The organism is Adlercreutzia mucosicola DSM 19490 (assembly GCF_000422625.1).
Taxonomy (GTDB): Bacteria; Actinomycetota; Coriobacteriia; order Coriobacteriales; family Eggerthellaceae; genus Adlercreutzia; species Adlercreutzia mucosicola.
The window spans coordinates 14,228-26,206 of the sequence record NZ_AUGK01000018.1; the positions used below are offsets into that span (position 1 = coordinate 14,228).

General features: G+C 67.4%; 9 protein-coding genes. 6 read left to right on the forward strand and 3 right to left on the reverse strand.

Features of this window, described 5'->3' with window-relative positions; all coding sequences use genetic code 11:
• Positions 1-165 precede the first annotated feature (165 nt).
• From G503_RS0110280 to G503_RS0110290, 3 genes are read left to right on the forward strand one after another with little or no spacing between them, the layout of a single operon-like run.
• The gene (locus G503_RS0110280) at positions 166-1,113 is read left to right on the forward strand and encodes an ATP-binding cassette domain-containing protein (RefSeq protein WP_028027504.1); all 948 of its coding nucleotides are present in this window, start codon (positions 166-168) and stop codon (positions 1,111-1,113) included.
• Complete coding sequence (locus G503_RS0110285) at positions 1,106-2,182, forward strand: ABC transporter permease (protein ID WP_028027505.1); 1,077 nt, start codon at positions 1,106-1,108, stop codon at positions 2,180-2,182. The genes G503_RS0110280 and G503_RS0110285 overlap by 8 nt, the downstream gene beginning before the upstream one ends.
• A 39-nt stretch (positions 2,183-2,221) precedes the next feature.
• A complete protein-coding gene (locus tag G503_RS0110290; protein ID WP_028027506.1) occupies positions 2,222-3,109 on the forward strand; it encodes a sensor histidine kinase in 888 nt (295 codons plus the stop codon).
• Positions 3,110-3,225: 116 nt separating this feature from the next.
• On the opposite strand, the gene G503_RS0110295 is transcribed toward G503_RS0110290, so the two are convergent.
• Together G503_RS0110295 and G503_RS0110300 are read right to left on the reverse strand one after the other, a co-directional pair.
• Positions 3,226-4,848: a sensor histidine kinase gene (locus G503_RS0110295; protein ID WP_051191129.1), complete on the reverse strand. Its 1,623-nt coding sequence runs from the start codon at positions 4,846-4,848 to the stop codon at positions 3,226-3,228.
• A 6-nt stretch (positions 4,849-4,854) separates the two neighbouring features.
• Entirely contained in the window at positions 4,855-5,562 is a 708-nt protein-coding gene (locus tag G503_RS0110300) for a response regulator transcription factor (protein ID WP_028027508.1), read from the reverse strand.
• Positions 5,563-5,709: 147 nt separating this feature from the next.
• On the opposite strand from G503_RS0110300, the gene G503_RS16595 reads away from it, so the two are divergent.
• From G503_RS16595 to G503_RS14800, 3 genes are all read left to right on the forward strand, one after another.
• The gene (locus G503_RS16595) at positions 5,710-6,960 is read left to right on the forward strand and encodes a VTC domain-containing protein (protein WP_028027509.1); all 1,251 of its coding nucleotides are present in this window, start codon (positions 5,710-5,712) and stop codon (positions 6,958-6,960) included.
• 136 nt (positions 6,961-7,096) lie between these two features.
• Positions 7,097-7,792 carry a DUF4956 domain-containing protein gene (locus tag G503_RS0110310; protein WP_028027510.1) on the forward strand — a complete coding sequence of 232 codons (696 nt, stop codon included), beginning with the start codon at positions 7,097-7,099 and terminating at the stop codon, positions 7,790-7,792.
• Positions 7,793-8,072: 280 nt separating this feature from the next.
• On the forward strand, positions 8,073-10,319 hold the full coding sequence (locus tag G503_RS14800) for a carbohydrate-binding domain-containing protein (RefSeq protein ID WP_035022849.1): 2,247 nt from the start codon (positions 8,073-8,075) through the stop codon (positions 10,317-10,319).
• A 214-nt stretch (positions 10,320-10,533) separates the two neighbouring features.
• On the opposite strand, the gene G503_RS0110320 is transcribed toward G503_RS14800, so the two are convergent.
• Positions 10,534-11,826, reverse strand: a complete 1,293-nt coding sequence (locus tag G503_RS0110320) for a helix-turn-helix transcriptional regulator (protein ID WP_169628167.1) — start codon at positions 11,824-11,826, stop codon at positions 10,534-10,536.
• Positions 11,827-11,979 lie beyond the last annotated feature (153 nt).

Here is an 11,979-nt window from a genome sequence, read left to right on the forward strand (position 1 = left end):
TCGCTCCTTCGCTCGTTGTCTGGGCCGAAGCATAATACGGGCGCGGGGCTTCGAGCGGCATCTTCAAACATTCTTAATGCTTCGATAGAACTTTCTTTATTTTCCCGTCGCACACTGGGAAACGTTCAAAGGTGCGGTATACCTTAAGCGAGAAAGGAGAGGAACATGAACGTGATCGAGACGCGCGGTTTGGCCAAGGCCTACGGCGAGCGTCGGGTGGTCAGCGATTTCGCGATGACCGTGGCGGCCGGCGATATCTACGGCTTTGTGGGGAAGAACGGCGCGGGCAAGTCCACGGTGATGAAGATGATCTGCGGCGCGGTGACGCCCACGGCCGGCGAGGTGGTGCTGTTCGGCGCCGCGCCCGAGAGGCGCGAGGGCCGAGGCGCGACTGCGAGCGCGGCGGCCGACCAGGTGCGGCGCATCGGCGTGCTCATCGAAGAGCCGGCGCTGCTGCCGAATCTGAGCGCGTACGACAACCTGATGGCCAAGGCACTGGCCCTCGGCATCGCCGATGGCCCGGCGCGCTGCGAGGAAGTGCTGCGCCTGGTGGGGTTGCAAGGCGCCGGCAAGCGCAAGACAAAGGCGTTCTCCCTGGGCATGAAGCAGCGGCTGGGCCTGGCCCTGGCGCTGTTGGGCAGCCCCGATCTGCTGCTTTTGGACGAGCCCTTCAACGGGCTGGACCCCGAGGCCACCCGCGCCATGCGCAACCTGATCGTGCACCTGGCCGAGACCTTCGGCATCACCGTGGTAATCAGCTCGCACGTACTGGATCAGCTGGATCGCATGGCCACCCGCTACGGCGTGATCGCCGAGGGACGTATGGTGCGCGAGATGACCGCCGGGGAAGTGGCGGCCGAGTGCGGCGGCAGCCTGCGGGTGCGCACCGCCGACAGCCCCCGGGCCCTGGCCGTGCTGGAGGAGGCCTATCCGGCAGCGGCCTTTCGCGCGGAGCCGGGCGGCACCATCGTGATGGCCGGCGATTTCGACACCGAGGCGGTGGCCCGCACCTTAAGCGGTGCGGGCCAGGTGGTCCTGGAATTCTCCCAGGACCACCGTGACATCGAAGACTACTTCGTTGCCTTGATGGAAGGGGGTGCGACCCATGTTTAACCTGCTGAAGAGCGATCTGTACCGTTTGGTGCATGGGAAGATGCTGTGGGTGGTAACGGCCATCGTGGTGGCGGCGTGCGTTCTCGTGGTTGCCATGATGCATGCGGTGTCGTCGCCGGAGTTTCTTTCCATGACCGCATCGGCCGTGGATATGACGGTGACGACCTGCGATGACGAAGGAGCCCGTGGCGCGGCTTCGGGCGATGAGGCCGAGGGCCCGGCCGCGGCCGCGGCATCGGTGGCAGCTGCGGCGGAAGCGGTCGATGACGTCGCCGAAAATGCTGCGGAAGCGGAGGAGGGTGCTGCGTCTGGCTCGGCTTCGGCGGAGCTGTGGGCCTCGGTCGCCGAGGACCCCCAGGCTCTGAGCGAGGCCGATTTCGAGGGCGTGTCCCGGGAGATGCGCACCTTCGCCACGCCTGCGGACATGTTGGGCGACTCGGTGGTGTCGGGCGGCATGCTGACCCTGATCGTCGCCCTGGTAGCGGCGCTGTTCTGCGCCCAGGACTTCACAACGCGGTTCGCCCGCAACCTCGTGATGGACCGCCGCGGGCGCGTGCGCTACTACGGGGAGAAGATCGTGCTCGTAGGGGTGCTGGCGGCATTCTTCCTGGCGGTGGTCTCGCTGACCAGCGTGGCGTCCTTCGCGGTGGCGGGCTTTACCTACGAGGCCGCGAACAGCCTGACCGATCTGCTGGCGTTCTTCGGCCTGACGTGGCTCGTCATTTTCGCCTACGGCTGCTCGGCGGCGGTTATCGTGTGGATCAGCCGCAGCGCGGGCGCCGGTGTGGCCTGGGCCATCGTGGTGTGCTCGGGCTTCTTGGGCGCTGCGGTGGGCCAGGTGCTGTTGTCGCTTGCCGTTATCGCTCCGTGGTTCGGCGCCTTGGAGCCGTGGCTGCTGTCATCCTGCGTGCAGGATCTGGGGGCCTTTGCGGGCGCGCTGCTCGGCACTCCGGCCGCCGCGCCCCTGACCATGGCGCCGGTGGCGGTGCAGGTGCTGATCGTGGGCGTGGTGTGGGCGGCGGCCTGCATCGCGCTGGCCCTGACGGCGCTACGCCAGCGCGATATGTAGCCGTGCCGTGTTGAACCGACGAAGAGGAAGGCGGAGCCGATGACCGCTGCGATTTGCCTGGGCGCCTTGGCGCTGTGCGGGCTTGTGATGCTGCTGCTGTACGGACGCGAGCTGCGTCGCATGGCCGCCTTCCTGCGCACCCGTGAGAGCCATTCCAACGGGCGCATGACCACCGAGATGCCGGGGCCGGGCTTCGTGGAGATGGCCCGCGCCGTGAACGAGACCCTGGACGGAATGGAGGCCGAGCGACGGCAGTTCCAGCGCGATCTGGCCAGCTTGTCCCACGACATCCGCACGCCGCTCATGGGGGCGGCCGGCTATGTGGCCTTAGCCGGCGACGAGGCCGATCCCGCGCGGCGCGCCCACTATCTGGCGGCGGCCACGGCCCGGCTCGGCGACATGGAAGGGCTGTTGGATCAGCTGTTCGCCTACGCGCGGGCCAACGACCCCGAGGTGGATTTCGATCGTCGCCCGGTGGGGGTGCTGCCGGTGCTGGCCGCGGTGCTGACGGGGCAGTTCCCCGCCTTCGAGGAGCGGGGGTGGGAGCCTGCGGTGCGTTTCGCCGACGAGGCCTTCACCGTGGAAGCCGACGAGGAAGCTCTGGTGCGCATCTTCGAGAACCTGGTGAGCAACGCCCTGCGCTACGGCGCGGCCGCGCCGGTGATCACCCAGGAGGGGTGCCGCCTCACCTTCGCCAACGCCGTGGCCGATTCGGCGTCCATCGATCCCGACCGCCTGTTCGAGCGCTTCTACCGCGCCGATACCGCCCGTGCCCAAGGTGGCGCGGGCCTGGGGCTGGCCGTGGTCGCCAGCCTGGCGGCCGCCCTGGACACGACGGTATCCGCGCGCCTGGACGACGACGAGCTCGCCATCACCCTGGAGTTCCCAAGCGACCAAAATCACGTTTGGGCGAGGGTGGAGGCGTGAAAAACGGCCACTTTCCGCGCAAAAGCTCGCCCAAACGTGAATTTGGTCGTGCGAGGGCGGCGCGACCCTCGCCCAAACGTGATTTTGGTCGCTTGAGGGCGCGGGAGGCCGCAAACTTAGGCTAGGGGAAGGCGCAGGGTGAAGGTGGTGCCTTCCTCGACGGTGCTCGCGGCGGTCAGGGTGCCCTTGTGAACGCGGGCGATGTCCTGGGCGATGGCCAGGCCCAGTCCGTAGCCCCCGGGTGCGGCGGCCGCGTCGCCGTCGTCGGCCTCAGTCGCCTTTCGGGCGCGCTTCGGGGCGGCGTCGCGCGTGCGGGCCTTGTCGGCGCGGTAGAAGCGGTCGAAGAGATGGGGCAAATCGGCGCTGTCGATGGGCGCACCGGTATTGTTCACGGTCAGCACCGCGCCGTGCTCGTCGGTGCCCAGGCGCACGGTGACGCGGCCGCCTGCCGCGGTGTACTTGCAGGCGTTGTCCAGCAGGGCGGCCACCAGACGCTGGAGGCGGCGGGCGTCGCCCCGTACGGCAATGCCCTCGTTCACGGAGGTCTTCCAGGTAAGGCCCCCTTCGAAGGCCACCGACTCGAAGGTGAGCGCCTCGCCTTCCACCAGGCGGCTGAAATCGATGCGCGGCGTGGTGTCGGCGGCGTCCAGCGTGGGCGCGGGGCGCGCCAGATCCAGCATGTCGGTCACCAGGGCCTGCATGCGCTCGGCTTCCATCTGGGTGCTCTCGATCCACTGGCCCTGGCTGGCAATGGTCTCCTCGCCGCGCTGGCGCAGGATGGCGTTGTTGGCGAGGATCACCGTGAGCGGGGTCTTCAGCTCATGGGACGCGTCGGCGATAAACTGCTGCTGCTGGGTCCAGGCGCGCTGCACCGGCCCTAAGGCCCAGCGCGAGAACAGCAGGTTCAGCAACAGCAGCACGGCCAGGGCGCCCAGTCCCACGCCGGCCAGCACCCAGGCGAGCGACTGCCACGCGCTGGCCTGGGCATCGTCGGCGAAGGCGATGATCACGCCGGGGCCCACGGCGTGGCGCACGTAGAACAGGCCGCACTCGGGCAGATAGCCGTAGGGCTCCTCGCTGTGGCCCAGGGAAGACAGGGCCGTGATCAGCACGTCGCCGGCCACCGAGGCCGTGGACTGGTCCGCGAATTGCATGACCGTGCCGTTCTCGTCGTAGTACACCGCCACGGGCAGGGCCGCATCGCCCCGCTGGGGGCCGCCGATTTCCGGGGGCGCGAAGTCGCTGTCGGGGGCTTCCCCGGTCTCGGCGGCATCGTCGGCGGGCGCTTTCTCGCCCTCGCCGCCGATGGTGCGGTCGAAGCTCTGATTGCGCTGACCCCGGTCGCCGGGGCCGCCGGGGGTCGGCTCGGACGTGAGGGGACCGTGGTTGGGAATCAGCTGGGGCTGCACAACGGTGTGGTCGACGGCCTGGGTGAGGGTGCGGTAGATCTCGTCGGTGTCGCTGCGGTATTCCATATAGCACACCGTAGCGAAGGCGATGGTCAGCACCAGGGCCGCCAGGCCCATGTTCACGGCGATGAACTTCGCCCGCAGCTTGCGCAGCACCGGCGCCGTGGCCGGATCGGAGGCCTTCAGGCTGCGCAGAAGGCGCTGGGCGCGCTCGGCTCGAGGGTGTGCGGCGGGGCTGCCAGGCGCGTTGGCCGACATCGCGGCGGTATCCGCGGCCGCGGCTGCGGTTGTGCTGCTGGCGCCCGGTTCAGAGGAGGCGGGGGTTTCCATAGGGTCCTAGGCGTCCCGGCCCGTGGCGCGAGCGCTCCCGTCGGGCCCTTCCGCGAAACGGTAGCCCACCGAGCGGATGGTCTCGATGCGAGCCGTGGACCCGACATGGTCGATCTTCTTCCGCAAGAACGAGATGTAGGCCTCGGCGTTGTTGCCGCTGGCGGTGGAGTCGGGGCCCCAGGCGCGGGAGATGAGCGCCTCCTTCGACACCACGGCGCCAGGTGATCCCAGCAGGATGCGGGCGATGGCGAATTCCTTCTGACTCAGGCTAATGCTGGCATCGCCGCAGGTCAGTACCATGCTTTCCAGATCGAGGGTGAGGTCGCCCGCCGTGATGGTCTCGAATACCACGTCGCCCTGGCGGCGCGTGAGGGCGCGCAGGTGCGCCATCAGCTCGGCCGGCGAGAAGGGCTTGGTCATGTAGTCGTCGGCGCCCGAGTCCAGGCCCGTGATCTTGTCGGCGGTGGCGTCGCGGGCCGTCAGCAGCAGGATGGGGGTGCTTACGTGCTCGCGGCGCAGGCTTTGGGCCACGGTGAAGCCGTCGGCCTTGGGCAGCATCACGTCCAGGATGATCACGTCGTAGATGCCGGCCGAGCCGTAATCGATGCCAGCTTGGCCGTCGTGGACGGTATCCACGGTGTAGCCGTTGTCTTCCAGAATGCGGGCCAGCGCCTCGGCCAGGCGAACGTCGTCTTCAACTACCAGGATATGCACCGGTCGGCTCCTTCGCGTCTCGCGTTTTGTGTTAAGGGCATTGTACCGCGCTGCCTGAAGGCAACCTGAAAGGAATCCCGCGCTTCAGTGAGTTTTCAGGATGTATGCCTATGATGGCCGCCGTCAAAAATGGGAAAGAGGCATCGCATGACCTACGACAGCGTGTTCAAGCGCGTGGAGAAGAAATACCGGCTGGATGCGGCCGACCGTCGGGCGGTAGAGGCGGCGGCGCGGCCGTTCATGGCCGTGGACGCCTATGGGCGCAGTCGCATCACGAGCCTGTATTTGGACACGCCCGAGCGGGCCGCCATCGCCCGCTCGGTGGAGAAGCCCCTCTACAAGGAGAAGTTGAGGCTGCGAGTCTATGGAGCGGTGCCGGGCGCGGTGCTGATGGAGGCGTTCTGCGGCGCGCCGCTGGTGCGCAATGGGGCGGTCCCGCTGTCCGACGACGAGGTGGAAGCGCGGGTGGCGCGGGCCGTGGCGGTCGTGGGAGCTGCGGGCTCGGGCGCTGGTGACGGGTGGCCTGCGGGCGGCTCGGGGCCCGCCCCTGCAGGGGATGCGCAAGGCTCGGTTGGCGCTGGGGTGCCGGGTGCCGTGTCGGGGGTTGCCGAGGGCGCGAGGCCGGGCGCGGCAGGGGCCGTGGGGCCGAGCGCCGCGGAGATACTTGGCGGAGCGTGGCCGGTGTTCTTCGGGATCAAGAAGAAGTATCGGGGCATTGTGTACAAGCGGCGCTTGGCGCTGAGCCTGCCGGCGGCCCTGGCCTTCGTGAGCGGGCTGTCCTACGAGCTGGCCTGCGTGCGCTGGCCCCTGGCCGCGGGGTCGGGGGCGGCCGCGGCCCTGGCTCCCGCCACGCGCCAGATCGCCCGCGAGCTGACCGCGGCCATGGATCGTTGGCTGCCGCTTGTGCCCTCCATGGGCATCGCCTGCGACCGCGAGGCCTGGGCGGCGCGGCTTGCGGGGCCGGGCGAGCGGGAAGATCGGGAGCCTGCGGGCGTCCGTGGCCGGGGGTCGGCGGGCGTGGCGGCCGCCCTGCTGCCGTCGTCCGACTTGCGGCTCACCTTCGACGATCGGCTCGTGTACTGCGACTGCCACGAGTGCCGCGCCTCGGGGGCCGTGGGGGCTATCGGGGCCGCTGGAGGCAGCGCGGGCCGTGGAGCCGCTGCCGCGTCCGACTCATGGCGGCCGATCATCGGGGCCAGCGCGTCCATCTTGGAGATCAAGAGTGCCGGCCCCTATCCGCCATGGCTCGTGGCGGTGCTGTCGGCGCGCGGCCTTTATCCGGCGTCCTTCACTAAGTACGGCACGGCCTACCAAATGGCCGCGTTGCACGAAGGAGGCTCGCAAGTGGCCAAAAGTTCGACTTTTGCGCTGCCTCAGCCGCTTTTCGCCGTCCGATAGCCCTCGATTTCTCGAAAAACTGTCTTTTTTGGCCCTCCGGCAGGGGGTCTGGGCCGTTTTCGCTTTGATTCGCAGCGCATAACTCGACTTTTTGGCCATTATTGCGCGAAAAACGTGCAAGAGAGAAAGGAATCCCATGCTTGAGTCAACGTTCAGCTCCGTATTCGGTACGACGGAGTCCCTGGTGGGCGCCGTATCGACCGCCGATTTCCTGCTGTGCTGCGTCGCCTCTATCGTGCTCGGTGCGGCCTGTGCCGCCGTATACATGTTCCGTCACGCCTATACGAAGAACTTCGTGGTCACCCTGGCTTTGCTGCCGCTCATCGTGCAGATGGTCATCACGCTGGTGAACGGGAATCTGGGCGCGGGCATCGCCGTCATGGGCGTGTTCAACCTCGTGCGGTTCCGCTCCATCCCCGGTTCGGCGAAAGACATCGGTAGCGTGTTTCTGGCCATGGCGGTGGGCCTGGCCACGGGCATGGGCTTTCTGGGGCTCGCCGTGGTGTTCACGCTGGTGGTGGCCGTGGTGAACCTGCTGTTCGTGCTGAGCCCCTTCGGGCGCCCGCGCGAGCCGGGCAAGACGCTGCGCATCACCATTCCCGAAGATTTGGAATACGACGGCGTGTTCGACGAGGTGCTGGGGCGCTATGCCGCCGAGGCGGAGCTGACCGAGGTGACGACTACCAACATGGGCAGCCTGTTCCAGCTGACCTACCAGCTGCGGCTGCGCGCACCGGGGGCGGAAAAGGCGCTTATCGACGAGCTTCGCTGCCTGAACGGCAACTTGAAGATCACGCTGGGGATGGTGCCTCAGGGGCGCGAGACGCTGTAGGGCGGTCGGATGCCCCCGTTGGGGCGGGATTCCCCGGCCGCCTGATCGCGGCCGACTTCGCTTGGATCCCTCTGCGAATGCGGCCAAGGAAGCAGAGAGGATGACGCACATAAGCCGGTACTATCTCGCAATCGTTGGTGCTGACGTGGAATCTGCTTCTCGAAGGCCGCATTCTCCGAGGGCGCTCAGACGTCCACGATCAGGCCGCCGGGGAACCACCTCGAGAGGTTTCGCTTTCCCGAATGGAACGGAAACGTAATACGTTATTGGGAGGATTTGCATGATGAAGGTGAACATGTTGGAAGCGGTGGCGCAGCAGCGGCGACGGTGGGCGCGTGGGGCGGTGGCCTCGGCGCTCGTGGCCACGCTGGCGCTGTCCGGGTGCGCGGGCGGTACCTATGGCGATGACGGCGGGGAAGCCGATACGCGCGAGGGATCGACGGGCGCCGCGACAACCGAGGCGGTCGATTGGGATGCGCTCATCGATATCGACGGGATGGACTTCGACTACACCGATCACGACAAGGACGCGTCCTACGATGCGGCTGCGGCGACGATCATTACACTGACAGGCACGGGGGCCTCGGTTGCGGGCGACGGTGCCGCTGTTGACGGCTCGACGGTGACCATCTCGGCGGCGGGCACCTACGTGGTGTCGGGCGAGTTGGCTGACGGAGCACTTGTGGTGAACGCGACCGACCAGGACAAGGTGCAGGTGGTGCTGGCGGGTGCCTCCATTCGCAACGCCGATGGCGCGGCGCTGGAGGTGCGACAGGCTGACAAGGTGTTCGTCACTCTGGCCGAAGGCTCGCAGAACACCCTGGCCGACGGGGCGGAATACGCCCTGGCAGAAGGGGAGGACGAGCCGAACGCGGCGCTGTTCTCGAAGGGCGACCTGACCATCAACGGTACGGGCGCGCTGACGGTGGAGGGCAACTACCGTCATGGCGTGAACTCGAAGGACGACCTGGTGGTGACGGGCGGCGCCATTACCGTGACGGCGGTGGAGGACGGGCTGCGCGGCAAGGACTGCGTGAAGATCGCCGACGGTTCCTTTACGGTTACGGCGGGCGGCGACGGCGTGAAGTCGAGCAACGACGAGGATCCCACTCGCGGGTTCGTGTCCATCGACGGCGGCACGTTCGCGCTGGATGTGCAGGACGACGGCGTGCAGGCGGCCACGTATCTGCGCATCACGGGCGGTGAAGGTGCCGTGCGGGCCGCCGATCATGCTCTGCGCTCCGAGGTGGAGGCCGCCATGACCGGAGGCGATTTCACCGTGGAGGCCGGCGGCAAGGGCATGAACCCCGAGACCCGCTTCACCATGGACGGCGGTTCGCTGACCGTGGCGGGCAGCGACGAGGGCATTGAGGCGGAGAAGGTGATCGTCAACGACGGCGAGCTGAATATCGTGGCCGCCGACGACGGTATCAACGCTGCCGTGGCCGAGCGTTCCGACGAGAACAGCGAGGCGGTCGGCGATGCTGCCGGGTCCGGGGATGTAGCAGGCGATGCGGCAGCCGATGACTCGAACGGAGCCGATCCCGGTGCTTCCGGCAACGCCGACGATCGCCTTGGCGGCTCTGCGGCCGGCCAGGGGGGACAGCGGCCGCAAGATGGGCAGCGCGCAGACGACCAGGCGCCTGAGCCCCCCGAGGGCCTCGATCCGCAGAGCAGCGAGCGGCCCGAGATGCCCGAGGACGCCGACCCTTCGCAGCTGCCCGAGGGCGAGCGCCCCGAGATGCCCGAGGGCATGGGGGAGGGGCAGGCGCCCCAACGCCCCGAGGGCGCGCAGGACGGCGAGCGGCCCGAGCTTCCCGAGGGGGAGCAGAACGCGGAACCCGGGCAGATGCCCCAGGACGACCGGGGTGGTGCTGGCGGAGGCGGCATGGGTGGCCCCGGCGGCATGGGCGGCCCGGCGGGCGCCAACGCAAGCGAGGACTGCCTCATCCAGATCAACGGCGGCAAGGTGACCATCCAGGCCGGCGGCGATGCCGTCGATTCCAACGGATACATCGAGGTGACGGGCGGTACGTTGCTCGGCACCAGCTCCGGCAACGGCGACAGCGCCCTCGACTACGAGTACGGCGCCACTATCACGGGCGGTACGGTGCTTTTGGCCGGCGCGGCCGGCATGGCCGAGACCTTCACCGAGGGCACGCAGCCCTTCGCGCTGGTAATGGCCCAGGGCGCGGCGGGCGCGAGCGTGGCGGTGGCTGATGCGGCGGGTGCGACGGTGGTCGACTATACGGCGCCCGTTGCCTTCCAGTGCGTCGTCGTCTCGGCGCCGCAGTTTGCGGAAGGCGATACGGGCGCGGTGACCGTCGATGGCGCGGCGACTGAGTTTGCGGCATCCACGACGCCGGCGGCCCGCATGGGCGGCCAGCGCGGCGGCATGCGGGGCGACGCGCGCGATGCCCGGGGCAATGCAACTGGCGCCCAAGATGTCGACGCGACTCCGCAGCAGGGCCGGGGCGGCGCGAGCCAGCGGCAGGGCCAGGATAGCGCGGCAGAAGCTCTAGTCTAAGCATTTCCGCGCCGCACTCTCTTCCGCCAGAGCGCCGCGGGCGCCCCGATTTGGGGTGCCCGTATCTGTGTGGCCGCTGGTGTCGAGTGCGGGGTCGGCTCTCAGACTGGCGTGACTATCTCGAAACGTTTTTGAGGGTTCCAGTCGTGGTGCCTCTGCGTTTGGCACCCCCCCGCGTTGGGTGCCAGATCATAGAGGCACCACAAAAACGCTGCTAAACTTTCGGATGCTCGGAGCAGAACTGCTCGAAGCGGTCGATAAGCTCCATACGGCCCCGGGTCTCGGTTTTCTGGTATATCTTGTGAACGTGGGAGCGGGCGGTGGACTCGGCGATGAACAGTTTTTCGGCAGTGTACTGCATGGTGCGGCCTTGCAGCAGGTACTCTAGCACCTCGGCCTCGCGTTTCGAGAGGTCGTGCTCGGTGGCGAACAGCGGAATGAGCCGCGTCTTGTCGAGACGCGCCTCGGCGGCCTCCTGACGGGCTCGCATGCCGGCGATGGTGCCGAGTGTCCCCATGGCCTTGTCCGTGAAGACGAGCGACGCGGCAACGATGACGACAACAAAGCACAGAGCGATTATCAGACGGCTCGATTGATCGGGATCCAGCGCGGCGCTGAGAGGAGCGCCCAGCACCCAGCCGAGGAAAATGCCGAGGGAGCCGGCGATGCGCACGATGAGCATCGAGCGCAAGAGCGAGCCGTCGTTGGTTTTGGTGGCATTGCAGAAATCGTTGAAGGAAAGCGCCTCGAAGAGAAGATAGCCGAACATGACGAAGAAGCCCGCGCACAGGGAGAGTCCGGCGGGCAATACGAGGAAGAGGGCGCCGCCCTCGCCGAATACCAACGGCACGCTGCGGTAGAGCGCGTAAAGGCCGCCGCTCACATCGCTGAGGCGTATGGCCGCGATGACGACAGCGGCAAGCACGATGCTGGCGAGGGCTTGTACGAGCGGTCCGCTGGAGAATGTATATTCGGAGACGGCGGTACGGCTCGAGAAGAGAGCGAACACGAAGGCGTACAGGGTAAGACCGATGGCCAGCCGCCTGAGGGCCGCCGGTAGCTTCGGGCGTCGGCCTGCAGCGGGGGAGGCTTGAAACAGCCCTTCGGAAGCGAGGGACGGAGGGTTCTTCACGAAATAGGCGAACAGCGCTCCCGACAAGATAGGACTTGTGATGGCGGCGACGAGCATCGCCGTCTCGCCCGCAGCAACGACGGCCAGGTACAGTATCGAGCCCAGGGCGTAGGAGCAGGCAAGCATGAAGGCGATATCGCCGATTTTCGCATAGCCGAAATAGCAGAGCCACATGATGAGCATAGCCACATCGACGACGGCCGTGATGAAGGCCGCCAAGGTTACGGCCTCAGGGGTGGCGGCAGAGGAAAGGGCGAGGGCGGCGACGGGGCCGCCGACAAGGCAGCAGACGGGGTAGACCCAGCGTCCTCGGCTGGTGGTGAGTAGGCGGGTGGCCGCAAGGGAGAGCGAGAGAAGTAAGAGGCGCGCGCCCACTTCCCATACCTCAAAGGGGAGGCTCCCCAATCCTTTAAGCGCTCCGAACAACGGAGAGGGCGATACGGCCACCAAAAAGAGCCATATCCAGAAAAGGGCGAAGCCGAACGTTCGCATGAAGAACAGTGATCTCGATTCGTCCGACATGATTCC

Excerpts from the sequence above, each read along its gene's own strand:
- G503_RS0110280 (WP_028027504.1), top strand. The coding sequence starts at position 166 with ATGAACGTGATCGAGACGCGCGGTTTGGCCAAGGCCTACGGCGAGCGT.
- G503_RS0110285 (WP_028027505.1), top strand. The coding sequence starts at position 1,106 with ATGTTTAACCTGCTGAAGAGCGATCTGTACCGTTTGGTGCATGGGAAG.
- G503_RS0110290 (WP_028027506.1), top strand. The coding sequence starts at position 2,222 with ATGACCGCTGCGATTTGCCTGGGCGCCTTGGCGCTGTGCGGGCTTGTG.
- G503_RS0110295 (WP_051191129.1), bottom strand. The coding sequence starts at position 4,848 with ATGGAAACCCCCGCCTCCTCTGAACCGGGCGCCAGCAGCACAACCGCA.
- G503_RS16595 (WP_028027509.1), top strand. The coding sequence starts at position 5,710 with ATGACCTACGACAGCGTGTTCAAGCGCGTGGAGAAGAAATACCGGCTG.
- G503_RS0110310 (WP_028027510.1), top strand. The coding sequence starts at position 7,097 with ATGCTTGAGTCAACGTTCAGCTCCGTATTCGGTACGACGGAGTCCCTG.
- G503_RS14800 (WP_035022849.1), top strand. The coding sequence starts at position 8,073 with ATGATGAAGGTGAACATGTTGGAAGCGGTGGCGCAGCAGCGGCGACGG.